Source organism: Nonomuraea terrae (assembly GCF_044465245.1).
Lineage (GTDB): Bacteria > Actinomycetota > Actinomycetes > Streptosporangiales > Streptosporangiaceae > Nonomuraea > Nonomuraea terrae.
In genome coordinates, this window is sequence record NZ_JBITLL010000010.1 from 126654 (window position 1) to 150554 (window position 23901).

29 protein-coding genes are annotated in these 23901 nt (G+C 66.5%); all 29 read right to left on the bottom strand.

What is annotated here, in order from left to right:
• Positions 1–78 precede the first annotated feature (78 nt).
• Positions 79–729, bottom strand: coding sequence for an adenylate kinase (locus tag ACIBP6_RS45980; protein ID WP_397061482.1), 651 nt, complete (start codon positions 727–729; stop codon positions 79–81).
• Positions 729–2033 carry a preprotein translocase subunit SecY gene (secY, locus tag ACIBP6_RS45985; RefSeq protein ID WP_397061484.1) on the bottom strand — a complete coding sequence of 435 codons (1305 nt, stop codon included), beginning with the start codon at positions 2031–2033 and terminating at the stop codon, positions 729–731. The genes ACIBP6_RS45980 and secY overlap by 1 nt, the downstream gene beginning before the upstream one ends.
• A gap of 169 nt (positions 2034–2202) precedes the next feature.
• Positions 2203–2658, bottom strand: a complete 456-nt coding sequence (rplO, locus tag ACIBP6_RS45990) for a 50S ribosomal protein L15 (protein WP_132617264.1) — start codon at positions 2656–2658, stop codon at positions 2203–2205.
• A gap of 2 nt (positions 2659–2660) precedes the next feature.
• Positions 2661–2843: a 50S ribosomal protein L30 gene (gene rpmD, locus ACIBP6_RS45995; protein WP_080043226.1), complete on the bottom strand. Its 183-nt coding sequence runs from the start codon at positions 2841–2843 to the stop codon at positions 2661–2663.
• A 2-nt stretch (positions 2844–2845) separates the two neighbouring features.
• A complete protein-coding gene (rpsE, locus tag ACIBP6_RS46000) occupies positions 2846–3475 on the bottom strand; it encodes a 30S ribosomal protein S5 (RefSeq protein WP_132617262.1) in 630 nt (209 codons plus the stop codon).
• A gap of 25 nt (positions 3476–3500) precedes the next feature.
• Entirely contained in the window at positions 3501–3884 is a 384-nt protein-coding gene (gene rplR, locus ACIBP6_RS46005; RefSeq protein ID WP_132617260.1) for a 50S ribosomal protein L18, read from the bottom strand.
• Between the two features lie 2 nt (positions 3885–3886).
• Positions 3887–4429 carry a 50S ribosomal protein L6 gene (gene rplF, locus ACIBP6_RS46010; protein ID WP_132617258.1) on the bottom strand — a complete coding sequence of 181 codons (543 nt, stop codon included), beginning with the start codon at positions 4427–4429 and terminating at the stop codon, positions 3887–3889.
• Positions 4430–4445: 16 nt separating this feature from the next.
• The gene (gene rpsH / locus ACIBP6_RS46015) at positions 4446–4844 is read right to left on the bottom strand and encodes a 30S ribosomal protein S8 (RefSeq protein WP_020542297.1); all 399 of its coding nucleotides are present in this window, start codon (positions 4842–4844) and stop codon (positions 4446–4448) included.
• Between the two features lie 159 nt (positions 4845–5003).
• Positions 5004–5189: a type Z 30S ribosomal protein S14 gene (locus tag ACIBP6_RS46020; protein WP_090769707.1), complete on the bottom strand. Its 186-nt coding sequence runs from the start codon at positions 5187–5189 to the stop codon at positions 5004–5006.
• Between the two features lie 4 nt (positions 5190–5193).
• A complete protein-coding gene (gene rplE, locus ACIBP6_RS46025; RefSeq protein WP_132617256.1) occupies positions 5194–5769 on the bottom strand; it encodes a 50S ribosomal protein L5 in 576 nt (191 codons plus the stop codon).
• Positions 5769–6062 (bottom strand): 50S ribosomal protein L24, encoded by a 294-nt coding sequence (gene rplX / locus ACIBP6_RS46030; RefSeq protein ID WP_397061502.1) that lies wholly within the window; start codon positions 6060–6062, stop codon positions 5769–5771. The genes rplE and rplX overlap by 1 nt, the downstream gene beginning before the upstream one ends.
• Before the next feature lie 8 nt (positions 6063–6070).
• Positions 6071–6442, bottom strand: coding sequence for a 50S ribosomal protein L14 (gene rplN / locus ACIBP6_RS46035; RefSeq protein ID WP_132617254.1), 372 nt, complete (start codon positions 6440–6442; stop codon positions 6071–6073).
• A 189-nt stretch (positions 6443–6631) separates the two neighbouring features.
• A complete protein-coding gene (gene rpsQ / locus ACIBP6_RS46040) occupies positions 6632–6928 on the bottom strand; it encodes a 30S ribosomal protein S17 (protein ID WP_132617252.1) in 297 nt (98 codons plus the stop codon).
• The gene (gene rpmC / locus ACIBP6_RS46045; protein ID WP_132617250.1) at positions 6921–7157 is read right to left on the bottom strand and encodes a 50S ribosomal protein L29; all 237 of its coding nucleotides are present in this window, start codon (positions 7155–7157) and stop codon (positions 6921–6923) included. Before rpmC ends, rpsQ begins: the two co-directional genes overlap by 8 nt.
• On the bottom strand, positions 7157–7576 hold the full coding sequence (rplP, locus tag ACIBP6_RS46050; protein ID WP_106253402.1) for a 50S ribosomal protein L16: 420 nt from the start codon (positions 7574–7576) through the stop codon (positions 7157–7159). Before rplP ends, rpmC begins: the two co-directional genes overlap by 1 nt.
• A 2-nt stretch (positions 7577–7578) precedes the next feature.
• On the bottom strand, positions 7579–8424 hold the full coding sequence (gene rpsC / locus ACIBP6_RS46055) for a 30S ribosomal protein S3 (protein WP_132617248.1): 846 nt from the start codon (positions 8422–8424) through the stop codon (positions 7579–7581).
• On the bottom strand, positions 8424–8777 hold the full coding sequence (gene rplV, locus ACIBP6_RS46060) for a 50S ribosomal protein L22 (RefSeq protein WP_090930454.1): 354 nt from the start codon (positions 8775–8777) through the stop codon (positions 8424–8426). The genes rpsC and rplV overlap by 1 nt, the downstream gene beginning before the upstream one ends.
• A 31-nt stretch (positions 8778–8808) precedes the next feature.
• Positions 8809–9087 carry a 30S ribosomal protein S19 gene (gene rpsS / locus ACIBP6_RS46065; protein WP_132617246.1) on the bottom strand — a complete coding sequence of 93 codons (279 nt, stop codon included), beginning with the start codon at positions 9085–9087 and terminating at the stop codon, positions 8809–8811.
• An 11-nt stretch (positions 9088–9098) separates the two neighbouring features.
• Entirely contained in the window at positions 9099–9935 is an 837-nt protein-coding gene (gene rplB / locus ACIBP6_RS46070; protein ID WP_111180890.1) for a 50S ribosomal protein L2, read from the bottom strand.
• Positions 9936–10040: 105 nt separating this feature from the next.
• Positions 10041–10343, bottom strand: coding sequence for a 50S ribosomal protein L23 (gene rplW / locus ACIBP6_RS46075; RefSeq protein WP_397061489.1), 303 nt, complete (start codon positions 10341–10343; stop codon positions 10041–10043).
• Positions 10343–10990, bottom strand: a complete 648-nt coding sequence (gene rplD, locus ACIBP6_RS46080; RefSeq protein WP_397061491.1) for a 50S ribosomal protein L4 — start codon at positions 10988–10990, stop codon at positions 10343–10345. Before rplD ends, rplW begins: the two co-directional genes overlap by 1 nt.
• Complete coding sequence (gene rplC, locus ACIBP6_RS46085; RefSeq protein ID WP_132617240.1) at positions 10987–11640, bottom strand: 50S ribosomal protein L3; 654 nt, start codon at positions 11638–11640, stop codon at positions 10987–10989. Before rplC ends, rplD begins: the two co-directional genes overlap by 4 nt.
• A gap of 14 nt (positions 11641–11654) precedes the next feature.
• On the bottom strand, positions 11655–11963 hold the full coding sequence (gene rpsJ / locus ACIBP6_RS46090; protein WP_012887830.1) for a 30S ribosomal protein S10: 309 nt from the start codon (positions 11961–11963) through the stop codon (positions 11655–11657).
• A 250-nt stretch (positions 11964–12213) separates the two neighbouring features.
• Positions 12214–13407: an elongation factor Tu gene (gene tuf, locus ACIBP6_RS46095; RefSeq protein ID WP_132617238.1), complete on the bottom strand. Its 1194-nt coding sequence runs from the start codon at positions 13405–13407 to the stop codon at positions 12214–12216.
• 149 nt (positions 13408–13556) lie between these two features.
• Entirely contained in the window at positions 13557–15605 is a 2049-nt protein-coding gene (gene fusA, locus ACIBP6_RS46100; RefSeq protein WP_397061504.1) for an elongation factor G, read from the bottom strand.
• A gap of 89 nt (positions 15606–15694) precedes the next feature.
• On the bottom strand, positions 15695–16165 hold the full coding sequence (gene rpsG, locus ACIBP6_RS46105) for a 30S ribosomal protein S7 (RefSeq protein ID WP_020542314.1): 471 nt from the start codon (positions 16163–16165) through the stop codon (positions 15695–15697).
• Positions 16166–16167: 2 nt separating this feature from the next.
• Entirely contained in the window at positions 16168–16542 is a 375-nt protein-coding gene (gene rpsL, locus ACIBP6_RS46110) for a 30S ribosomal protein S12 (RefSeq protein ID WP_020542315.1), read from the bottom strand.
• 703 nt (positions 16543–17245) lie between these two features.
• Complete coding sequence (locus ACIBP6_RS46115; RefSeq protein ID WP_397061494.1) at positions 17246–21121, bottom strand: DNA-directed RNA polymerase subunit beta'; 3876 nt, start codon at positions 21119–21121, stop codon at positions 17246–17248.
• 17 nt (positions 21122–21138) lie between these two features.
• Positions 21139–23901, bottom strand: a 2763-nt coding sequence (rpoB, locus tag ACIBP6_RS46120) for a DNA-directed RNA polymerase subunit beta (protein WP_397061496.1), incomplete at its 5' end; no start/stop codon positions are given.

The window sequence follows — 23901 nt, forward strand, 5'->3', positions numbered from 1 at the left end:
GGGGGCCCAATTCCCCCCACAATAGCCGCGAGGTGGCACGGAAACCCGTGCCACCTCCGCGAATCGGTCAAAAGAGGCTTATGCCATGTACGGCCGGATCGCCTCCATCGCCCGCCGAGTGACCTCCTCGACCGGGCCGGTCGCGTCGACGCCCACGAGGATGCCCTCGTCGGCGTAGTAGGAGACCAGCGGCGCCGTCTGCTGCTGGTAGACCTCCAGGCGGTGCCTGACGGTCTCCTCCTTGTCGTCGTCACGCTGGAAGAGCGCGCCCCCGCACGCGTCGCACCTGTCGTCCTTCTTGTCGTCGAAGTCGACGTGCCAGATGCGTCCGCACTGGCTGCAGGTGCGCCGGCCGGCCAGCCGCCTGACCACCTCGTCGTCGTCGACGACCAGTTCGAGCACGAGATCGAGCGCCAGGCCCCATTCCTTGAGCATGTCGCGCAGGATCTCGGCCTGCGCGACGTTCCTCGGGAAGCCGTCGAGCAGGAAGCCGTCCTGCGCGTCGTCTTCGGACAGACGGTCGCGGACCATGGCGATGGTGACCTCGTCGGGCACCAGGTCGCCACGGTCCATGTACGTCTTGGCCAGCTTGCCGAGGTCCGTGCCGCCCGAGACGTTGGCACGGAAGATGTCCCCTGTCGAGATTTTCGGGATGGACAGGTTCGATGCGATGAACTGGGCCTGCGTCCCCTTACCCGCTCCGGGGGGCCCGACGAGAACGAGACGCACTACCGCAGGAAGCCTTCGTAGTTGCGCTGCTGCAGCTGGCTCTCGATCTGCTTCACCGTGTCAAGTCCGACACCAACCATGATCAGAATGCTCGTCCCTCCGAACGGGAAGTTCTGGCTCGCACCGGCCACCGCCAGGGCGACGATCGGGACCATGGAGATGAGACCCAGATACAGCGCGCCAGGCGCCGTCAGGCGGTTGAGCACGAAACTCAGGTATTCAGCCGTCGGACGGCCGGGGCGAATGCCCGGAATGAAACCACCGTACTTCTTCATGTTGTCGGCGACTTCAGGGGGGTTGAACGTGATGGACACGTAGAAGTACGTGAAGAAGACGATCAAGAGGAAGAACGACGCCATGTAGATGGGAGTGTCACCCGTGGCGAGGTTCTGCGAGATCCACGCGATCACCGGGTTCTCGCTCGTCTGGAACAGCGAGGTGAGCAGCTGCGGCAGATAGAGCAGCGAGGAGGCGAAGATGACCGGGATGATGCCCGCCTGGTTGACCTTCAGCGGGATGTAGGTCGACGTGCCGCCGTACATCCTGCGGCCGACCATGCGCTTGGCGTACTGGACCGGGATGCGCCGCTGGCCCTGCTCGACGAAGACCACCGCGGCGATCATGAAGACGCCGACGACCATGACGACCGCGAAGGTGAACTTGTTCGCCTGGAAGATGTTGGCCAGCTCGGACGGGAAGACCGCCACGATCTGCGTGAAGATCAGGATCGACATGCCGTTGCCGACGCCGCGGTCGGTGATGAGCTCGCCGAGCCACATGATCACCGAGGTGCCGGCGGTCATGATGACGACCATCGTGACGATGCCGAAGATGTTGTCGGGGTCGAGCAGAACGTTCTGCTGGCAGTTCGGGAACAGCTGGCCGGTGCGGGCGAGCGCGATGAAGGCGGTGGACTGCAGGACGGCGAGACCGATGGTCAGATAACGCGTATACTGCGTGATCTTGGTCTGGCCCGCCTGGCCTTCCTTCTTGAGAGCCTCGAGCCGCGGGATCACGACGACGAGCAGTTGGAGAATGATGCTCGCGGTGATGTACGGCATGATGCCCAGAGCGAACACTGACAGCTTCAGCAGCGCGCCGCCGCTGAACAGCTGGACCATCCCGTAGATGTTGCCGGTCTCGCCGGCACGGGCCTGGTCGAAACAGGCGGCGAGGTTCTGGACGTGGACTCCCGGGGTCGGAAGAACCGAGCCGAGACGGAACAGCGCGATGATGCCCAGGGTGAAGAGCAACTTCTTGCGCAGGTCCGGTGTCCGGAACGCCCGGGTAAACGCGGTCAGCACGGTCCCTCCTGCGCGCCTTTACGGCGATGTGAGTAAGCGATGGTGCGGGGATCTGCCATCTGAAGTCTCATGTCAAACGAGCCGGACAGAATCCTGCCGTCTCGCGAACTCTAACGCACTGCGGGCGTGGGGGCATTTGTCAACGCCCCCACGCCTCGTCATAGCGTCACTACAGCTCGGTAACGGAACCACCGGCAGCGGCGATCTTCTCCTTCGCGGACGACGAGAAGGCGTGAGCCTGCACGTTCACCGCGACGGAGATCTCGCCGGTGCCGAGCACCTTCACGAGCTGGTTCTTGCGGACAGCACCCTTGGCGACCAGAGCCTCGACGGTGACGTCGCCACCCTCGGGGAACAGCTCACCGAGCCTGTCCAGGTTCACGACCTGGTAGGTCGTCTTGAACAGGGCGTTGGAGAAGCCCTTGAGCTTCGGCAGACGCCTCTGCAGCGGCACCTGACCGCCCTCGAAGCCGAGGGGGATCGTCGTACGGGCGTGCGAGCCCTTGGTGCCGCGACCGGCCGTCTTGCCCTTCGACGCCTCGCCGCGACCCTTGCGGGTCTTGGCCTTGTTGGCGCCGGGGGCGGGACGCAGGTCGTGGATCTTCAGCGGAGCCTTGTCAGTCATGACTAGTCGACCTCTTCCACCTCGACGAGGTGCGTCACCACGGAGACCATGCCGCGAATCTCGGGCCGGTCCTCCTTGACGACGACATCGCCGATTCGCTTCAGGCCAAGCGAACGCAGCGAGTCACGCTGGTTCTGCTTGCCACCGATCTTCGAGCGAACCTGAGTGATCTTCAGGCGTGCCATGACTAGCTCACCGCCTTCGCCGTCGCGGCCTCGGCGAGACCCTCACGCTGGGCCTTGAGCATCGCCGCGGGGGCGACGTCCTCGATCGGCAGGCCACGGCGGGCGGCGATCTCCTCGGGGCGAGAAAGGCCCTTCAGAGCCGCCACGGTGGCGTGCACGATGTTGATCGGGTTGTCCGAACCCAGCGACTTCGACAGCACGTCGTGGATGCCGGCGCACTCCAGGACCGCGCGCACCGGGCCGCCGGCGATGACGCCGGTACCGGCCGAGGCCGGACGCAGGAAGACGACACCGGCCGCCTCCTCGCCCTGCACGGTGTGCGGGATCGTGCCCTGGATGCGCGGCACCTTGAAGAAGTGCTTCTTGGCCTCTTCGACGCCCTTGGCGATGGCCGCGGGGACTTCCTTGGCCTTGCCGTAGCCGACGCCGACCATGCCGTTGCCGTCGCCGACGACGACGAGGGCGGTGAAGCTGAAGCGACGACCACCCTTCACGACCTTGGCCACTCGGTTGATCTTCACTACGCGCTCGATGTACGAGACGCCCTTGTCGGCGGCGCCACCGCGGCGATCGTCACGACGGTCCCGCCGCTCGCCACCGGTGCCGCCACCGCGACGCGGAGCTGCAGCCATCAGTGGTTCCTCTTCTCAGTTGCCATCAGAATTCGAGCCCGCCTTCGCGGGCGCTGTCCGCCAGGGCCGCGATGCGACCGGCGTAGCGGTTGCCACCGCGGTCGAAGACGACCGCCGTGATCCCGGCTTCCTTGGCCCGCTGAGCGAGGAGCTCGCCGACCTTCTTGGCCTTCTCCGTCTTGTCCGCCTCCAGCGTGCGCAGCGAGGGGTCCATGGTGGACGCGCTCACCAGCGTGTGGCCGACGGTGTCGTCCACGATCTGGACGAACATGTGACGGGTCGAGCGGTTGACGACCAGCCGCGGACGGGCGGCCGTACCGACGACGTTCTTGCGGACGCGGCGGTGACGGCGGGCCCGCGAGACGGTGCGGGCAGCCGTGTGCTTGCTGAACGCAGTCTTCGGAGCCATGCCTACTTACCAGCCTTTCCGACCTTGCGGCGGATCTGTTCGCCCTGGTAACGCACGCCCTTGCCCTTGTACGGGTCAGGCTTGCGCAACTTGCGGATGTTGGCCGCGACCTCGCCGACCTTCTGCTTGTCGATGCCGTCCACATGGAACAGGGTCGGCTTCTCGACGCGGAAGGAGACGCCCTCGGGGGCGTCGACGATGACCGGGTGGCTGAAGCCCAGGGAGAACTCCAGCTGCGTCGGCCCCTTGGCCTGGACGCGGTAACCGACACCGACGATCTCAAGGCTCTTGGAGTAGCCCTGCGTGACGCCCTGCACCATGTTGGCGATCAGCGTCCGCGACAGGCCGTGCAGCGCACGGACCTTGTTCTCGTCGTTCGGGCGGGTGACGGCGATGGCGCCGTCGTCGTCGCGAGCGACCCTGATGGGGTCCGCGACCGTGTGAGTGAGCGTGCCCTTCGGGCCCTTGACCTGGACATCCTGGCCGGTGATCGTGATGTCTACGCCACTGGGCACAGGGATGGGCAGCCGTCCGATTCTCGACATGCTGTGTTCCTCCCCTCTACCAGACGTAGGCGAGGACTTCCCCGCCCACACCACGCTTGCCGGCCTGCTTGTCGGTCATGAGGCCGTGGGACGTCGAGATGATCGCGACGCCCAGTCCGCCCAGGACTCGAGGCAGGTTGTCCTTCTTCGCATAAACCCGCAGACCGGGCTTGGAAACCCGGCGCAGGCCCGCGAGCGACCGCTCACGGGTCGGCCCGAACTTGAGCTCCACCACGAGGTTCTTGCCAACCTTGGCGTCCTCGACGGTCCAAGCCTGGATGTAACCCTCCTGCTGGAGGATCTCGGCGATGTGCGCCTTGATCTTCGAGTACGGCATCGACACGCTGTCGTGGTACGCCGAATTCGCGTTTCGCAGACGCGTCAACATGTCTGCGATCGGGTCGGTCATCGTCATGGCCAGTGGCCTTCCTCGCCGCGGTTTCCAGTCGGCCAAGCAGAGCTCTACCGGTGGACCTACGGCGCGGTCATGGACGCGGATGCGTCCTGCCTTTTCCTGAAATATGTGTGGCGGGCGGTCACCCGGGGGACGACGCTCGGCCGCCCCCTAGGGTAACTACCAGCTCGACTTGGTGATGCCGGGCAGCTCGCCCCGGTGCGCCATCTCACGGAAGCACACGCGGCAGAGCCCGAACTTGCGGTAGACGGCGCGCGGCCGGCCGCAACGCGTGCACCGCGTGTAAGCCCGCACCTCGAACTTCTGCTTGCGCCCCGCCTTGGCGATCAGCGACTTCTTCGCCATTGGATCAGGCCTCCTTGAACGGGAAGCCGAGGAGCTTCAGCAGCGCCCGGCCCTGGTCGTCGTTCTTCGCGGTGGTCACGAGCGTGATGTCCATGCCCCGCGGACGGTCGACCTTGTCCTGGTCGACCTCGTGGAACATGACCTGCTCGGTCAGACCGAACGTGTAGTTGCCGTTGCCGTCGAACTGCTTCGGCGACAGGCCGCGGAAGTCCCTGATGCGGGGCAGCGCGAGCGACAGCAGCCGGTCGAGGAACTCCCACATGCGGTCGCCGCGCAGCGTGACGTGCGCGCCGATCGGCATGCCCTCACGCAGCTTGAACTGCGCGATGGACTTGCGGGCCCGGACGACGGCCGGCTTCTGGCCGGTGATCGCGGTGAGGTCGCGGACGGCGCCCTCGATGAGCTTGGAGTCGCGAGCCGCCTCACCGACACCCATGTTGACCTTGATCTTGGTCAGGGCCGGGATCTGCATGACGTTCTCGATGCCGAACTGCTCGCGAAGCTGGGCCGCGATCTCCTCGCGGTACTTCGTCTTGAGCCGCGGCGTCGGGCGCTCAGTCTCAGTGGTCGTGGCGGTCATCAGCTGTCCTCACCCGTCTCGTCGGCCTTCTTCTCGTCGGCCTTCTTGTCGGCGGGCTTTTCGTCCTTGAGCTTCTTCACGTTCGAGACATGGATCGGAGCCTCCATGGTCTGCACGCCGCCGGTCTTGGCGCCGCGCGGACCCTGCATGGTCTCCTTGGAGTGCTTCTTGATCATGTTGACGCCCTCGACCACCACGCGGTCCTCGCGCGGCAGAGCGGCGATCACACGGCCCTTGGCACCCTTGTCCTTGCCCGCGATGACCTGGACCAGGTCACCCTTCTTCACGTTCAGCTTCGACATCACAGCACCTCCGGTGCGAGCGAGATGATGCGCATGAACTTCTTGTCACGCAGCTCGCGACCCACCGGGCCGAAGATACGAGTGCCACGAGGGTCGCCGCTGTCCTTGATGATGACCGCGGCGTTCTCGTCGAAGCGGATGTAGGAGCCGTCGGGCCGGCGGCGCTCCTTGGTCGTGCGGACGACGACGGCCTTGACCACGTCGCCCTTCTTGACGCCCGTGCTGCCCGGCAGCGCGTCCTTGACTGTGGCGACGATGATGTCGCCGATACCGGCGTAGCGTCGGCCCGAGCCGCCGAGAACGCGGATGCAGAGAATCTCCTTGGCACCCGTGTTGTCGGCGACCTTGAGCCGCGACTCCTGCTGGATCACGTCTTCTCCTGTTAGTCGCGCCGGTTCTCATCGCTGAGCCTGGCGGAACCTGTCGTTGTCTTGTTCCCACGGCCACAGCTCCCGACGGGAGCCGCACCGCAGGCGACGCGGGGCCGTTGCGGCCCCGCGTCCTTGGACACCGTCATGGGGGCTCAGAGCCCCCACGAGGCGCGGTATATCAGCGAAGGCCTACTTGGCCTTCTCCAGGATCTCCACGACCCTCCACCGCTTGGTGGCGGAGAGGGGGCGGGTCTCCATCAGCAGCACGCGGTCGCCGACGCCGCAGGCGTTGGCCTCGTCGTGCGCCTTGTACTTGGTCGTACGGCGGATGACCTTGCCGTACAGACGGTGCTTGACGCGGTCCTCGACGGCGACGACGACGGTCTTGTCCATCTTGTCGCTGACGACGAGGCCCTCACGAACCTTGCGGAAGTGCCGCTGGTCGTTGCTCGTCTCAGTGGTCTCGGTGGTCTCGGTCTCAGCCATCGCTCGTCTCCTTCTCGACCGTGACGATGCCCAGCTCGCGCTCGCGCATCACGGTGTAGATACGGGCGATCTCGCGGCGGACGGCACGCAGCCGCCCGTGGCTCTCCAACTGACCGGTCGCCGACTGGAAGCGGAGGTTGAACAGCTCCTCCTTCGCCTCCTTCAGCTTCTGGACGAGGGTGTCCTCGTCCTCGAGCCGCAGCTCCCCAGCGGTCAGGCCCTTAGCCATCACGCCTCACCCACTTCACGCTTAACGATCTTGCACTTCATCGGCAGCTTGTGGATCGCCCGGGTGAGCGCCTCACGAGCCACCGACTCCGCCACGCCGGACAGCTCGAACATCACGCGTCCGGGCTTGACGTTGGCGATCCACCACTCCGGCGAACCCTTACCGGAACCCATGCGGGTCTCGGCCGGCTTCTTGGTGAGCGGACGGTCCGGGTAGATGTTGATCCACACCTTGCCGCCACGGCGGATGTGCCGGGTCATGGCGATACGAGCCGACTCGATCTGGCGGTTGGTCACGTACGAGTGCTCAATCGCCTGGATGCCGAACTCGCCGAACACGACCCTGGTGCCGCCCTTGGCGGCTCCGCTGCGGTCAGGCCGGTGCTGCTTGCGGTGCTTGACCCTGCGCGGGATCAGCATGGTCAGCTCCCTTCAGCACCCGGCTGCGCAGCCGGGCCGGTCTCAGGGGCGGCCTGCGAAGCCGCCTCGGTACGGGGGGCGCGGTCACCACGGCCGCCACCACCGCGGCGGGCGCCACCGGCGCCACCACGACGGGGACGGTCGCCGCCACCACGACGGTCGTCACGCTCGCGACGCTGACCGGCACGGGCGCCGGCGGCGGCCGCCTCGCGCTCGGCGCGGCTCGTCGGAGCCTCACCCTTGTAGATCCAGACCTTCACGCCGATACGGCCGAAGGTCGTACGGGCCTCGTAGAAGCCGTAGTCGATGTCCGCGCGAAGCGTGTGCAGCGGCACACGGCCCTCGCGGTAGAACTCCGACCGCGACATCTCGGCGCCGCCCAGACGACCGGAGCACTGGACACGGATGCCCTTGGCGCCGGACTTCATGGCCGACTGCATCGCCTTGCGCATGGCACGGCGGAACGAGACACGGCTGGACAGCTGCTCGGCCACGCCCTGCGCGACGAGCTGCGCGTCGATCTCAGGGTTCTTGACCTCGAGGATGTTCAGCTGGACCTGCTTCTTGGTCAGCTTCTCGAGGTCGCCACGGATACGGTCCGCCTCGGCGCCGCGCCGGCCGATCACGATGCCCGGACGCGCGGTGTGGATGTCCACCTGCACGCGGTCGGTCGTGCGCTCGATCTCGACCTTGGAGATGCCGGCCCGCTCCATGCCCTTCTGCAGCATGCGACGGATCGCCACGTCCTCGGCGACGTACGACTTGTACAGCTTGTCGGCGTACCACCGGCTCTTGAAGTCGGTCGTGATGCCGAGGCGGAACCCGTGCGGGTTAACCTTCTGGCCCACTATCGGGTCCTTCCCTTCGGCTCGCGGGACTCCACGATCACGGTGATGTGGCTCGTCCGCTTGTTGATCCGATAGGCGCGACCCTGTGCACGCGGACGGAACCGCTTCAGCGTCGGGCCCTCGTCGACCCACGCGCGGCTCACGACGAGCGTGTTCGGGTCGAGATCGAAGTTGTGCTCAGCGTTCGCCATGGCGCTGCTGAGCACCTTGTAGATCGGTTCGCTCGCCGACTGGGGAGCGAACTGCAGCACGGCCTGCGCCTCCGAAGCGGGCAGCCCGCGAATAAGGTCCACCACGCGGCGGGCCTTCATGGGCGTGACACGGACGAACCGCGCCTGGGCCCTGGCTTCCATCGCTTACTCCTCTGAATGCTTCTGAAGGCGTCTATCGCCGGCTGCGCCGGTCTTCCTTGACGTGGCTGCGGAACGTCCGCGTGGGGGCGAACTCTCCGAGCTTGTGGCCGATCATCGACTCGGTGATGAACACCGGGACGTGCTTGCGGCCGTCGTGCACGGCGATCGTGTGCCCGAGCATGTCGGGAACGATCATGGAGCGCCGCGACCACGTCTTGATGACGGTTTTGGTGCCCTTCTCGTTCTGGACGTCGACCTTCTTCTGAAGGTGGTCGTCCACGAAGGGACCCTTCTTAAGGCTACGTGGCATTTCGGCTGCTCCTACCGCTTCTTCCTCTTGCTCCGACGACGGATGATCAGCCGGTCGCTGGACTTGTTGGCCTGGCGGGTGCGGCCCTCGGGCTTACCCTTCGGGTTCACCGGGTGGCGACCACCGGAGGTCTTGCCCTCACCACCACCATGCGGGTGGTCGACGGGGTTCATCGCGACACCGCGGACGGTCGGGCGCTTGCCCTTCCACCGCATACGGCCGGCCTTGCCCCAGTTGATGTTGGCCTGCTCGGCGTTGCCGACCTGGCCGACCGTCGCCCGGCAGCGCACGTCGACCATGCGCATTTCACCGGACGGCATACGCAGGGTGGCGTACTGGCCTTCCTTGGCGAGCAGCTGGATCTGAGCGCCCGCGGAACGGCCGAGCTTGGCGCCGCCGCCCGGACGGAGCTCCACCGCGTGGATGAAGGTACCGGTCGGGATGTTGCGCAGCGGCAGGCAGTTGCCCGGCTTGATGTCGGCAGCGGGGCCGTTCTCGATTCGGTCGCCCTGCTTGAGGCCGGTCGGCGCGATGATGTAGCGCTTCTCGCCGTCCGCGTAGTGGAGCAGAGCGATGTTGGCGGTGCGGTTGGGGTCGTACTCGATGTGAGCGACCTTGGCCGGAATGCCGTCCTTGTCATGCCTACGGAAGTCGATGATCCGGTAGGCGCGCTTGTGACCGCCGCCCTGGTGGCGGGCGGTGACTCGGCCGTGTACGTTGCGGCCGCCCTTGCTGTGAAGGGGCGCAAGCAACGACTTCTCGGGCGTGCTGCGGGTGATCTCGGAGAAGTCCGAGACACTCGACCCGCGGCGACCCGGAGTCGTCGGCTTGTACTTACGGATGCCCATCTTTTTCGTTCATCCTTCGTCGGTTACATGGGTGAGCCCGCCGCACCGGAGTGCGACGGTCTCCCCCCGCGGGCCCGGCCGGGCCCGCTCCGTTCTATGGCGCTGCTAGCCGATCTGACCGAAGATGTCGATCCGATCGCCCTCGACCAGGCTCACGATGGCGCGCTTGGTGTCGGGACGCTTGCCGTAACCGGTACGGGTCCGCTTGCGCTTGCCCTGCCGGTTGATGGTGTTCACGTTGGTGACCTTGACCCCGAAGATCTGCTCGACCGCGATCTTGACCTGGGTCTTGTTCGCGGTCGTCTTCACCAGGAACGTGTACTTGTTGTTCTCATCGATCAGGCCGTAGCTCTTCTCAGAGACGACCGGCTTGATGATGATGTCGCGCGGGTCGGCGATCTTCTCCATCAGGCGTCTTCCTTCCCGCCAGTCAGCCGCGCCACGACCTGGTCGTACGCCTCCTGGGTGAAGACCACGTCGTCGTGCACGAGCACGTCGTAGGTGTTGAGCTGCCCGGCGTCCAGCAGGTGGACCTCGGGAGCGTTGCGCAGGCTCATCCAGGTCAGCTCGTCGTCCGCGTCGACCACGACGAGAACGCGCGGAGCCTGGGTGATCTTGCGCAGGGCCTCCAGGGCGGCCTTGGTCTTGGGCGTCTCGCCGGTGACCAGCGAGCTGACCACGTGCACGCGTCCGCCACCGGCCCGGTCGGACAGGGCGCCGCGCAGCGCGGCGGCCTTCATCTTCTTGGGCGTGCGCTGGGAGTAGTCCCGCGGCACGGGGCCGTGGACGACGCCACCGCCGGCGAACTGCGGCGCACGAGTCGAACCCTGGCGGGCGCGGCCGGTGCCCTTCTGGCGGTACGGCTTCTTGCCGCCGCCGGAGACCTCACCGCGGGTCTTGGCCTTGTGGGTGCCCTGCCGGCGAGCGGCGAGCTGGGCCACGACCACCTGGTGGATCAGCGGAACGTTGACCTTGGCGCCGAAGATGTCTTCGGGCAGGTCAACCGTGCCGGCCTTCGCGCCGCTGGCGTCGAGGACGTCAATAGTGGTGCTCACTTGGCAGCCCCCTTCTTGGCAGCGGTACGGACGAGGACCAGGCTGCCGTTGGCGCCGGGGACCGCACCCTTGATCAGGATGAGACCCTTCTCGGCGTCGACGGCGTGAACCTTGAGGCTCTGCACAGTGGTGCGGACGTTACCCATCCGACCAGCCATGCGCAGACCCTTGAATACGCGGCCCGGGGTGGCGCAGCCACCGATGGAACCCGGCGAACGGTGCTTGCGCTGCGTACCGTGCGACGCGCCCAGACCACCGAAGCCGTGCCGCTTCATGACACCGGCGAAGCCCTTGCCCTTGCTCTTGCCCGTCACGTCGACGAACTGGCCGGCCTCGAAGGTGTCGGCCAGCAGCTCCTGGCCGAGGGTGTAGTCGTTCGCGTCGTCGGTGCGGATCTCCGCGAAGTAACGGCGCGGGGTGATGTCGTGCTTACGCAGGTAGTCGCCGAGCGGCTTGTTGACCTTCCGTGGGTCGACCTGCCCGAAGCCGAGCTGGATGGCGGAGTAGCCGTCCTTCTCGGGCGTGCGGACGCGGGTCACCACGCACGGACCGGCCTCGACCACGGTCACCGGAATCATCCGGTTGTCCGCGTCGAAGACCTGGGTCATGCCGAGCTTCTTGCCCAGGACGCCCTTGATCGTCTTAGCCATGTCAGTGCGTTCCCTCAGAGCTTGATCGAAATGTCGACACCCGCGGGGAGGTCGAGCCGCATGAGCGAGTCAACCGTCTTGGGGGTCGGGTCGATGATGTCAATCAGCCGCTTGTGCGTGCGCATCTCGAAGTGCTCGCGGCTGTCCTTGTACTTGTGCGGCGAGCGGATGACGCAGTACACGTTCTTCTCGGTCGGCAGCGGCACCGGGCCCGCGACCTTCGCGCCAGTCCGCGTCACCGTCTCGACGATCTTCTTGGCCGAGCTATCGATGACCTCGTGGTCATAGGCCTTGAGCCGAATGCGGATCTTCTGTCCCGCCATAGTGGCCTCGGTGTCCTTCGCTGTCGTCTGAAAAAGTATCGTGCGGCCTGTTGCCGCTGTGCTGATGCAGGCCAAGCCTGCGTTGACCCCACGAGGCAGACGTTGACGATCTGCCTTATTCTTCCGTGATCCGGCAGTGACTTCGGTCACCTGGCCGAAGCAACTGCTGGATCACGGCGCTCGCGTGGAGCCCTGACAGGGTTCGGCGGTCGGCCCGGATGCGGGGCCGACCGCCGCCCCGACGGTCTAGCTACTTGATGATCTTCGTGACCCGACCGGCGCCGACGGTGCGGCCACCCTCACGGATCGCGAACTTGAGGCCTTCCTCCATGGCGATGGGCTGGATCAGCTCAACGCGCATCTCGGTGTTGTCGCCCGGCATGACCATCTCGGTGCCCTCGGGGAGGTGCACGACACCGGTCACGTCAGTCGTACGGAAGTAGAACTGCGGGCGGTAGTTGTTGAAGAACGGCGTGTGGCGGCCGCCCTCGTCCTTGGACAGGATGTAGACCTGGCCCTCGAACTCGGTGTGCGGAGTGGTCGTGCCCGGCTTGATGATGCACTGGCCGCGCTCGACGTCGTCGCGCTTGATGCCGCGGAGCAGCAGGGCGGCGTTGTCGCCGGCGTGACCCTCGTCGAGCATCTTGTTGAACATCTCGATGCTGGTGACGGTGGTCGTCGTCTTCTCCGGCTTGATGCCGATGATGTCGACCTGCTCGTTGACCTTGACGATGCCACGCTCGATACGACCGGTGACGACCGTGCCGCGACCGGTGATCGAGAAGACGTCCTCGACCGGCATGAGGAACGGCTTCTCCGTCTCACGCGGCGGCTCGGGCACGTTCTCGTCGACGGCGTTCATCAGCTCGATGATGCTGTCGGCCCACTTCTCGTCGCCCTCAAGAGCCTTGAGCGCGGAGACGCGGACGACCGGCAGGTCGTCGCCGGGGAACTCCTGAGCGGACAGGAGCTCACGGACCTCGAGCTCGACGAGCTCCAGGATCTCCTCGTCGTCCACCATGTCGGACTTGTTGAGGGCCACGACGATGTAGGGGACGCCGACCTGGCGGGCCAGGAGGACGTGCTCCTTCGTCTGCGGCATCGGACCGTCAGTCGCGGCGACCACCAGGATGGCGCCGTCCATCTGAGCGGCACCGGTGATCATGTTCTTGACGTAGTCCGCGTGGCCGGGGCAGTCAACGTGAGCGTAGTGACGCTTCTCCGTCTGGTACTCGACGTGCGCGATGGAGATCGTGATGCCACGAGCCTTCTCCTCCGGCGCCTTGTCGATCTTGTCGAACGGGGTCGCCTGGTTCAGCTCGGGAAACCGGTCGTGGAGCACCTTGGTGATCGCCGCGGTCAGCGTGGTCTTGCCGTGGTCGATGTGCCCAATGGTGCCGATGTTCATGTGCGGCTTGGTCCGCTCGAACTTGGCCTTACCCACTAGTTCTCTCCTTGAGAATCTGACTGACTTTCGTCTACACACTCGGGCCCGGGAACCCCCGAACCCCTTGGCGGTGGGGTGGCTCTCACCACCCCACCAGGGACCAGGACAGCCGTCCTGGCCCGGCCCCGTGCGGGACCGGACCGGAACTATTCGCCCCGGGCCTTCGCGACGATCTCCTTGGCGATGCCCGGAGGCACCTCAGCGTAGGAGTCGAACTGCATGCTGTAGCTCGCGCGCCCCTGCGTCTTGCTACGCAGGTCGCCCACGTAGCCGAACATCTCAGACAGCGGCACGAGCGCCTGGACGACACGGGCGCCGGCCCGCTCGTCCATCGCCTGGATCTGCCCGCGGCGACCGTTGAGGTCACCGATGACGTCACCCATGTAGTCCTCGGGCGTGGTGACCTCGACGGCCATCATCGGCTCGAGGAGCACGGCGTCCGCCTTGCGCGCGGCCTCCTTGAAGGCCATCGAGCCGGCGATCTTGAAGGCCATCTCCGAGGAGTCGACGTCGTGCGCGGCACCGTCGATCAGCGTCACCTTCACGCCCACCATCGGGTAACCGGCCAGCACGCCGAACTCGGCGGCCTCCTGGGCGCCCGCGTCGACCGACGGGATGTACTCCCGCGGGACGCGGCCACCCGTGACCTTGTTCTCGAACTCGTAGCCGTCGTTGCCTTCGCCCAGCGGTTCGAGGTTGATGATCACCCGCGCGAACTGACCGGAACCACCGGTCTGCTTCTTGTGGGTGTAGTCGAGCTTCTCCACCTTGCGGCGGATGGTCTCGCGGTAGGCCACCTGCGGGCGGCCCACGTTGGCCTCCACCTTGAACTCGCGACGCATGCGGTCGACGAGGATCTCCAGGTGAAGCTCGCCCATGCCCCAGATGACCGTCTGACCGGTCTCCTCGTCGCGGCGGACCTGGAAGGACGGGTCCTCCTCGGCCAGCCGCTGGATGGCGGTCGAGAGCTTCTCCTGGTCGCCCTTGGTCTTCGGCTCGATGGCGACGTTGATCACCGGAGCCGGGAACGTCATCGACTCGAGCACGACCTGGTTCGACGGGTCGGAGAGGGTGTCGCCGGTCGTGGTGTCCTTCAGACCCATGACGGCGACGATCTGGCCGGCGATCGCCGTGGGGCGCTCTTCGCGCTTGTTGGCGTGCATCTGGTAGATCTTGCCGATCCGCTCCTTCTTCCCCTTCACAGAGTTGATGACCTGTGAACCGGTCTCGAGCGTGCCCGAGTAGATGCGGATGTAGGTGAGCTTGCCCAGGTGCGGGTCGCTGGCGATCTTGAAGGCCAGAGCGGAGAACGGCTCGGCCGGGTCCGCGTGACGCTCGATCACCTTCTCCTCGTTGCCGACCGCGTGGCCCTTGAAGGCCTTGAGGTCGGTCGGGGCGGGGAGGTAGGCGACGATCGCGTCGAGCAGGGGCTGCACACCCTTGTTCTTGAACGCGGTGCCGCACAGCACCGGGTTGATGGCGCTGGCCAGCGTGGCGCGGCGGATGGCCGCCACCAGCTGCTCCTCGGTGGGCTCGGTGCCCTCGAGGTAGAGCTCCATCAACTCGTCGTCGTTCTCGGCCACGGTTTCGATGAGCCGGTCGCGCCACTCGCGAGCGGCGTCGGCGTGGTCGGCCGGGATCTCGACAGTGTCGTACATCTCGCCCTTGGCCGCCTCGGCGCTCCAGAGCAGGGCCTTCATCGTGATGAGGTCGATGACGCCCTTGAAGTCGGCCTCGACGCCCAGCGGGAGCTGAATGACGGCCGGGGTCGCCCCCAGGCGGTTGACCATCATGTCGACGCAGCGGTGGAACTCCGCGCCGACCCGGTCCATCTTGTTCACGAAGCAGATGCGCGGGACGTTGTAGCGGTCAGCCTGGCGCCACACCGTCTCCGACTGCGGTTCGACACCCGCGACACCGTCGAACACGGCGACGGCACCGTCGAGGACGCGAAGCGAACGCTCCACCTCGATGGTGAAGTCGACGTGACCCGGGGTGTCGATGATGTTGATGGTGTGACCGAGCCACTCACAGGTCGTCGCGGCGGACGTGATCGTGATGCCGCGCTCCTGCTCCTGCTCCATCCAGTCCATCGTGGCAGCGCCCTCGTGGACTTCACCGATCTTGTAGTTGATGCCGGTGTAGAACAGGATGCGCTCGGTCGTGGTGGTCTTGCCCGCGTCGATATGGGCCATGATCCCGATGTTGCGGACCTTGGCCAGGTCAAGAGCGGTCGTGGTGGCCACTTCTCTCGCGTCCTCGTCGTCTCGTCGAACCCGCCGGATTACCAGCGGTAGTGGGCGAAGGCCTTGTTGGACTCGGCCATCTTGTGGGTGTCCTCGCGCTTCTTGACGCTCGCCCCGAGGCCGTTGCTGGCGTCGAGGAGCTCGTTCATGAGGCGCTCGGTCATGGTCTTCTCGCGGCGGGCGCGGGAGTACTGCACCAGCCAGCGCAGGGCCAGGGTGGTGCTGCGCGCGGCGCGCACCTCGACCGGCACCTGGTAGGTGGCACCACCGACGCGACGGCTGCGGACCTCGAGGGTCGGCTTGACGTTGTCAAGCGCGCGCTTGAGGGTGACGACCGGGTCGTTGCCCGTCTTCTCCCTGCAGCCCTCGAGGGCGCCGTAGACGATCGACTGCGCGATGGAGCGCTTGCCGTCCAGAAGCACCTTGTTGATCAGGGCGGTCACCAGCGGCGAGCTGTAAACCGGGTCAGCCATGAGCTGACGACGGCCAGGAGAACCCTTACGAGGCATTGTTAGCTCTTCTCCTTCTTCGCGCCGTAGCGGCTACGGGCCTGCTTGCGGTTGCGGACACCCTGGGTGTCGAGCGAACCGCGGATGATCTTGTAGCGAACACCAGGCAGGTCCTTCACACGACCGCCACGCACGAGCACGATGGAGTGCTCCTGGAGGTTGTGACCCACACCGGGGATGTAGGCCGTGACCTCGATGCCGTTCGTGAGCCGAACGCGGGCCACCTTGCGCAGTGCCGAGTTGGGCTTCTTCGGGGTGGTGGTGTAGACGCGCTGGCAAACGCCGCGTCGCTGCGGGCTCCCCTTGAGGGCAGGAGTCTTGGTCTTGGAGACCTTGTCCTGCCGGCCCTTGCGGACCAACTGCTGAATAGTGGGCACTGCCACTCCGTTTCGTGCCTTGGCCGGTGTTACGTTCATTGGTCTTGCGTTTCGCAGGTACTGCCGGTGTCATGACCTGCTGGTTTTTCTTGTCTCGGCGCCCCCGCGCTCGGGCGTGTCGCGCTACTCGCACAGCACGTTCACGAGGATTACGAGCCAGGAAGCCGTCCTGCACCCGTAATGAGCGCACGGCCGAGAGCCCGCTAGAAGTCGGGCACGATGCTCAAGACTACCCAGGCCCACGCGACACGTCAAAACGGCGCGACAAAGCGGATCAGCCTTGCCACTCCGGGTCGCCGGGGCCTATTTCATCCAGCCCATCTACAGCTCCGCCGCCATGATACCTGTCCGGCATGGCTGCCCGCGCCGGATCCGGCCACAACGCCGCCGGCTCCCCATCCCTCTGTTTCCCGCTGCCCCACGCGCCCTTCCCCATACCTTGTCCCCACGGCCATATCCCCGTAACCCCCCATCGGAGAGCCCTGCGGCCCGCTGCCCGCTTCGGCCACGGAGAGGGCCCACGGGGCGGCGTGACGGCGGCCCGCCGGTGAAGGGGTCAGTGGGCGTCTCCCTGGAGGGTCCTCAGCCACGGGCGGCGGGTGGGCCGGCCCGGCTCTGCCGTAACGGGGAGGCGGGAAAAAGCAGCGCGCCCGGGCCTCTCGGACGAGAGACCCGGGCGCGTCACCTACAGGCGACTAAGCGATCACCGGTTGTACTGGCCGAAGTCGTACTCCTCCAGCGGAACGGCCTCGCCGCTGCCGGTGCCGAAGGTGTAGTCGGCCGCCGAACCGTCGTAACCGCCGACGGTGTACATGGCGGCCTTGGCCTCCTCGGTCGGCTCGACCCGGATGTTGCGGTACTGGGGCATGCCCGTACCGGCCGGGATGAGCTTACCGATGATGACGTTCTCCTTCAGGCCCAGGAGCGAGTCGGACTTGGCGTGGATCGCCGCGTCCGTCAGGACCCTGGTCGTCTCCTGGAAGGAGGCCGCCGACAGCCACGACTCGGTGGCGAGCGACGCCTTCGTGATGCCCATGAGCACCGGACGGCCGGCGGCGGGCTGGCCGCTCTCGGCCACGGTCTCGCGGTTCATCAGCTCGAAGCGCGGACGCTCGACGAGCTCGCCGGGCAGCAGGTCGGTGTCACCGGACTCCAGCACGTTCACGCGCTTGAGCATCTGCCGCACGATGATCTCGATGTGCTTGTCGTGGATCGACACACCCTGCGACCGGTAGACCTGCTGGACCTCCGCCACCAGGTGCAGCTGCACGGCCCGCGGGCCGAGGATGCGCAGCACCTCGTTGGGGTTGACCGCACCGGCGACCAGCTGCTGGCCGACCGTGACCCGCTGGCTCTCCTGCACGAGCAGGCGCGAGCGCATCGAGACCGGGTAGGCGATCTCCTCCGACCCGTCGTCGGGGACGATCACGATCTTCCTGGTCTTGTCGGTCTCGTCGATCCGGACCCGGCCCTCGGCCTCGGAGATCGGGGCGACACCCTTGGGGATGCGCGCCTCGAACAGCTCCGTGACACGCGGCAGACCGTGGGTGATGTCGGCGCCGGCCACACCACCGGTGTGGAACGTCCGCATCGTCAGCTGCGTGCCGGGCTCACCGATCGACTGGGCGGCGATGATGCCGACCGCCTCGCCGACGTCGACGAGCTTGCCGGTGGCCAGCGAACGGCCGTAGCACTTCGCGCAGACACCGATCTTGGCCTCGCAGACGAGCGCGCTGCGCGTCCGCACGGTCTCGATGCCGGCCTCGACCAGCTTCGTCACGTGGATGTCGTTGATGTCGACGCCCTCGGGGACGATGACCTTGCCGTCGACCACGACGTCCTCGGCGAGGATGCGGCCGTGCACGTTGGACTCGGCGTTCTCCGCCTTGACCAGGTTGCCCGTCGCGTCGCGGTCGGCCACGTGCAGCGGGACCGCGCGGTCGGTGCCGCAGTCGATCTCGCGCACGATGACGTCCTGGGCCACGTCCACCAGACGACGGGTCAGGTAACCCGAGTCGGCGGTACGCAGCGCGGTGTCGGCGAGACCCTTCCGCTGACCGTGGGTGGAGATGAAGTACTCCAGCACCGACAGGCCCTCGCGGAACGAGGCCTTGATCGGACGCGGGATCGTCTCACCCTTGGTGTTGGACACCAGGCCACGGATGCCGGCGATCTGGCGGACCTGCATCTTGTTACCGCGGGCGCCGGAGTTGACCATCATCCAGACCGGGTTGGTCGCCGGGAAGGCGTTGACCATGTCGGTCTCGACGTCGGCCGTCGCGTGCGTCCAGATCTCGATGAGCTCCTGGCGGCGCTCCTCGTCGGTGATCAGACCGCGCTCGTACTCGCGCTGGACCTTGTCGGCCCGGCGCTCGTAGTTCTCCATGATCTCGGTCTTGTTCGGGGGCGCGACGACGTCCTCGATCGAGATCGTGACACCGGAGCGGGTCGCCCAGCGGAACCCGGCGTCCTTGAGCGCGTCGAGCGCCGCGGCCACCTCGATCTTCGGGTACGTCTCCGCCAGCTCGTTCACGATCTGCGACAGCTGCTTCTTGCCGACCTGGAAGTCGACGAAGGGGTAGCTGTCCGGCAGCGTCTGGTTGAACAGGCACCGCCCGAACGTGGTCTCCAGCCGGATCGGGTCACCGGGCTCCCAGCCCTCGGGAGCGACCCATTCACGCGGCGGCAGGATGTCCTTCAGCCGGATGTGGATCTTGGCCTGGATCTCCAGCTCGCGGCGGTCGAAGGCCATCTGCGCCTCGGCGATCGAGCCGAACACGCGGCCCTCGCCCCGCGCGCCCTCCTTCATGGTCGTCAGCCAGTAGAGGCCGATGACCATGTCCTGGGTGGGCATCGTCACGGGCTTGCCGTCGGCCGGCTTGAGGATGTTGTTGGTCGAGAGCATCAGGATGCGTGCCTCGGCCTGGGCCTCAGCCGACAGCGGCAGGTGCACGGCCATCTGGTCGCCGTCGAAGTCCGCGTTGAACGCGGTGCAGACGAGCGGGTGGATCTGGATGGCCTTGCCCTCGACCAGCTGCGGCTCGAACGCCTGGATGCCCAGACGGTGGAGCGTCGGAGCACGGTTGAGCAGCACCGGGTGCTCGGTGATGACCTCTTCGAGCACGTCCCACACCACAGGGCGGGCGCGCTCGACCATCCGCTTGGCCGACTTGATGTTCTGCGCGTGGTTGAGGTCCACGAGCCTCTTCATCACGAACGGCTTGAACAGCTCCAGCGCCATCTGCTTGGGCAGACCGCACTGGTGCAGCTTGAGCTGCGGGCCGACGACGATGACCGAACGGCCGGAGTAGTCGACGCGCTTGCCCAGCAGGTTCTGGCGGAAGCGGCCCTGCTTACCCTTCAGCATGTCGCTGAGGGACTTCAGCGGCCGGTTGCCGGGACCGGTGACCGGGCGACCGCGGCGGCCGTTGTCGAACAGCGCGTCCACGGCCTCCTGGAGCATCCGCTTCTCGTTGTTCACGATGATCTCGGGCGCGCCGAGGTCGAGCAGACGCTTGAGGCGGTTGTTCCGGTTGATGACCCGGCGGTACAGGTCGTTGAGGTCGGAGGTCGCGAACCGGCCACCGTCGAGCTGCACCATCGGGCGCAGGTCCGGCGGGATGACCGGGATGCAGTCGAGCACCATGCCGCGCGGCGAGTTGGTCGTGTTGAGGAACGCCGACACGACCTTGAGCCGCTTGAGCGCGCGGGCCTTCTTCTGGCCCTTGCCGCTGCGAATGGTCTCGCGCAGGTTCTCGGCCTCGGCGTCGAGGTCGAAGCTCACCAGGCGCTCCTGGATCGCCTGCGCGCCCATGCCGCCCTTGAAGTAGCGGCCGAAGCGGTCGCGCATCTCGCGGTAGAGCAGCTCGTCGCCCTCGAGGTCCTGGACCTTGAGGTTCTTGAACCGCGTCCAGACCTCGTCGAGCCGGTCGAGCTCGCGCTGGGCGCGGTCGCGCAGCTGACGCATCTCGCGCTCGGCGCCCTCACGGACCTTGCGGCGCTGGTCGCCCTTGGCGCCGGCGGCCTCGAGCTCGGCCAGGTCGGCCTCGAGCTTCTTCTGCCGGGCCTCGATGTCGGCGTCACGGCGCTGCTCGATGTGCTGCCGCTCGACGGAGATCTTCGCCTCCAGCGAGGGCAGGTCACGCTCACGCAGCTCGGTGTCGACATGCGTGATCATGTAGGCCGCGAAGTAGATGACCTTCTCCAGGTCCTTCGGGGCCAGGTCGAGCAGGTAGCCGAGGCGCGACGGGACGCCCTTGAAGTACCAGATGTGCGTGACCGGCGCGGCCAGCTCGATGTGGCCCATCCGCTCGCGACGCACCTTGGCGCGAGTGACCTCGACGCCGCAACGCTCACAGATGATGCCCTTGAAGCGGACCCGCTTGTACTTGCCGCAGTAGCACTCCCAGTCGCGGGTCGGGCCGAAGATCTTCTCGCAGAAGAGCCCGTCCTTTTCCGGCTTGAGAGTCCGGTAGTTGATCGTCTCGGGCTTCTTGACCTCGCCGTGCGACCACTGACGAATGTCGTCGGCCGTCGCCAGCCCGATCCGAAGCTCGTCGAAGAAGTTGACGTCTAGCATTGTGTGCGATCTCCCCCTCAGACTTCTTCCACGCTGCTCGGCTCACGCCGGGACAGGTCGATACCGAGCTCCTCCGCCGCGCGGAAGACGTCCTCGTCGGTGTCGCGCATCTCGATGGACATGCCGTCGCTGGAGAGCACCTCGACGTTGAGGCACAGCGACTGCATCTCCTTGATGAGCACCTTGAAGGACTCGGGGATGCCCGGCTCGGGAATGTTCTCGCCCTTGACGATGGCCTCGTAGACCTTCACCCGGCCGAGAACGTCGTCGGACTTGATGGTCAGCAGCTCCTGCAGGGCGTAGGCGGCGCCGTACGCCTCCAGCGCCCACACCTCCATCTCACCGAAGCGCTGGCCACCGAACTGGGCCTTACCGCCGAGCGGCTGCTGGGTGATCATGGAGTACGGGCCGGTCGACCGAGCGTGAATCTTGTCGTCGACCAGGTGGAGCAGCTTGAGGATGTAGATGTAGCCGACCGCGATCGGGTACGGGAACGGCTCGCCGGAGCGGCCGTCGAACAGGCGGGCCTTGCCCGTGGGCTGGACCATCCGGTCGCCGTCGCGGTTGGCGATCGTGCTGCTGAGCAGGCCGACGATCTCCTCCTCGTGGGCGCCGTCGAAGACCGGCGTCGCCACGTTGGTACGCGGCTCGACCTGCCCGAAGCCCTTGTCCCGGAGCCGTTCGGCCCAGGCCTCCTCGACGCCGGAGATGTCCCAGCCCCGGGCGGCGATCCACCCCAGATGGGTTTCCAGCACCTGGCCGACGTTCATCCGGCCGGGCACGCCGAGGGGGTTGAGGATGATGTCGACCGGGGTGCCGTCCTCCAGGAACGGCATGTCCTCGACCGGCAGGATCTTGGAGATGACGCCCTTGTTGCCGTGCCGGCCGGCCAGCTTGTCACCGTCGGTGATCTTACGCTTCTGCGCCACGTAGACGCGGACCAGCTCGTTGACCCCCGGCGGCAGCTCGTCGCCCTCCTCACGGGAGAACACGCGCACACCGATGACCTTGCCCTGCTCGCCGTGCGGCACCTTCAGCGAGGTGTCGCGGACCTCACGGGCCTTCTCACCGAAGATCGCGCGCAGCAGCCGCTCCTCCGGCGTCAGCTCGGTCTCACCCTTCGGGGTGACCTTGCCGACCAGGATGTCCCCGGGCACGACCTCGGCGCCGATGCGGATGATGCCGCGCTCGTCGAGGTCGGCGAGGACTTCCTCGGAGACGTTGGGGATGTCGCGGGTGATCTCCTCCGGGCCCAGCTTCGTGTCACGGGCGTCGACCTCGTGCTCCTCGATGTGGATCGAGGAAAGGACGTCGTCCTGGACCAGCCGCTGGGACAGGATGATCGCGTCTTCGTAGTTGTGACCCTCCCACGGCATGAACGCCACCAGGAGGTTCTTGCCCAGCGCCATCTCACCGTTGTCGGTGCAGGGGCCGTCGGCGATGACCTGGTTGACCTCGACCCGGTCGCCCTCGGCCACGATGGGCTTCTGGTTGAAGCTCGTGCCCTGGTTGGAGCGCTTGAACTTCGCCACGCGGTACGTCGTCCGCGTGCCGTCGTCGTTCATGACCGTGACGTAGTCGGCGGAGACCTCCTCGACCACACCGGCCTTCTCCGCGCTGATGACATCGCCGGCGTCGGTCGCGGCACGGTACTCCATGCCGGTGCCGACCAGCGGCGCCTCGCTCTTGAGCAGCGGCACCGACTGGCGCTGCATGTTGGAGCCCATGAGCGCGCGGTTGGCGTCGTCGTGCTCGAGGAACGGGATCATGGCCGTGGCCACCGACACCATCTGGCGCGGCGAGACGTCCATGTAGTCGACCTCGGAGGCGTGCGCGAGCTCGGTCTCGCCGCCCTTGGTGCGGACGAGAACGCGGGCCTCGGCGAACGACCCGTCGGCGTTCAGCGGGGTGTTGGCCTGCGCCTTGACGAAGCGGTCCTCCTCGTCGGCGGTCAGGTAGTCGATCTGGTCGGTCACCTTGCCTTCGACGACCTTGCGGTACGGCGTCTCGACGAAGCCGAACGCGTTGATCCGGCCATAGGTGGCCAGCGAGCCGATCAGGCCGATGTTCGGGCCTTCCGGGGTCTCGATCGGGCACATCCGGCCGTAGTGGGACGGGTGCACGTCACGGACCTCGAAGCCGGCCCGCTCACGCGACAGACCACCGGGGCCCAGCGCGGACAGACGCCGCTTGTGCGTCAGGCCGGCCAGCGGGTTGGTCTGGTCCATGAACTGCGACAGCTGCGAGGTGCCGAAGAACTCCTTGATCGACGCCACGACCGGGCGGATGTTGATCAGGGTCTGCGGCGTGATCGCCTCGACGTCCTGCGTCGTCATGCGCTCACGCACGACGCGCTCCATGCGGGCCAGGCCCAGGCGGACCTGGTTCTGGATGAGCTCGCCGACGCTGCGCAGGCGACGGTTGCCGAAGTGGTCGATGTCGTCCACCTCGACGATGACCTCGCCGTTGGCGCCCGGCATCGACTCCTCGCCGGCGTGCAGGCGCACGATGTACTCGATCGTGGCGACGATGTCGTCCTCGGTCAGCGTGCCCTGGGTGATCTCGGAGTCGACCCCGAGCTTCTTGTTGATCTTGTAGCGGCCCACCTTCGCCAGGTCGTACCGCTTGGGGTTGAAGTAGAGGTTCTCCAGCAGGGTCTGCGCCGACTCCTTGGTCGGCGGCTCACCCGGCCGCAGCTTGCGGTAGATGTCGAGCAGCGCGTCGTCCTGGCCGGCCGTGTGGTCCTTCTCCAGGGTGGCCCGCATCGACTCGTACTGGCC

What these genes read in the sequence shown, in the direction of transcription:
- ACIBP6_RS46115 (WP_397061494.1), bottom strand. Translation starts at nt 21,121, where the DNA reads ATGCTAGACGTCAACTTCTTCGACGAGCTTCGGATCGGGCTGGCGACG.
- rplV (WP_090930454.1), bottom strand. Translation starts at nt 8,777, where the DNA reads ATGGAAGCCAGGGCCCAGGCGCGGTTCGTCCGTGTCACGCCCATGAAG.
- rpsS (WP_132617246.1), bottom strand. Translation starts at nt 9,087, where the DNA reads ATGCCACGTAGCCTTAAGAAGGGTCCCTTCGTGGACGACCACCTTCAG.
- rplW (WP_397061489.1), bottom strand. Translation starts at nt 10,343, where the DNA reads ATGGAGAAGATCGCCGACCCGCGCGACATCATCATCAAGCCGGTCGTC.
- rplE (WP_132617256.1), bottom strand. Translation starts at nt 5,769, where the DNA reads ATGACCGCCACGACCACTGAGACTGAGCGCCCGACGCCGCGGCTCAAG.
- rplF (WP_132617258.1), bottom strand. Translation starts at nt 4,429, where the DNA reads ATGTCGAGAATCGGACGGCTGCCCATCCCTGTGCCCAGTGGCGTAGAC.
- rpsG (WP_020542314.1), bottom strand. Translation starts at nt 16,165, where the DNA reads ATGCCTCGTAAGGGTTCTCCTGGCCGTCGTCAGCTCATGGCTGACCCG.
- rplC (WP_132617240.1), bottom strand. Translation starts at nt 11,640, where the DNA reads ATGGCTAAGACGATCAAGGGCGTCCTGGGCAAGAAGCTCGGCATGACC.
- rpmD (WP_080043226.1), bottom strand. Translation starts at nt 2,843, where the DNA reads ATGGCACGCCTGAAGATCACTCAGGTTCGCTCGAAGATCGGTGGCAAG.
- rplB (WP_111180890.1), bottom strand. Translation starts at nt 9,935, where the DNA reads ATGGGCATCCGTAAGTACAAGCCGACGACTCCGGGTCGCCGCGGGTCG.
- rplP (WP_106253402.1), bottom strand. Translation starts at nt 7,576, where the DNA reads ATGCTGATCCCGCGCAGGGTCAAGCACCGCAAGCAGCACCGGCCTGAC.
- rplO (WP_132617264.1), bottom strand. Translation starts at nt 2,658, where the DNA reads ATGACTGACAAGGCTCCGCTGAAGATCCACGACCTGCGTCCCGCCCCC.
- rpmC (WP_132617250.1), bottom strand. Translation starts at nt 7,157, where the DNA reads ATGGCTAAGGGCCTGACCGCTGGGGAGCTGCGGCTCGAGGACGAGGAC.
- rpsJ (WP_012887830.1), bottom strand. Translation starts at nt 11,963, where the DNA reads ATGGCGGGACAGAAGATCCGCATTCGGCTCAAGGCCTATGACCACGAG.
- rplR (WP_132617260.1), bottom strand. Translation starts at nt 3,884, where the DNA reads ATGGCTCCGAAGACTGCGTTCAGCAAGCACACGGCTGCCCGCACCGTC.
- rpsE (WP_132617262.1), bottom strand. Translation starts at nt 3,475, where the DNA reads ATGGCTGCAGCTCCGCGTCGCGGTGGCGGCACCGGTGGCGAGCGGCGG.
- rpsH (WP_020542297.1), bottom strand. Translation starts at nt 4,844, where the DNA reads ATGACGATGACCGACCCGATCGCAGACATGTTGACGCGTCTGCGAAAC.
- rpsQ (WP_132617252.1), bottom strand. Translation starts at nt 6,928, where the DNA reads ATGGCTGAGACCGAGACCACCGAGACCACTGAGACGAGCAACGACCAG.
- fusA (WP_397061504.1), bottom strand. Translation starts at nt 15,605, where the DNA reads ATGGCCCATATCGACGCGGGCAAGACCACCACGACCGAGCGCATCCTG.
- ACIBP6_RS46020 (WP_090769707.1), bottom strand. Translation starts at nt 5,189, where the DNA reads ATGGCGAAGAAGTCGCTGATCGCCAAGGCGGGGCGCAAGCAGAAGTTC.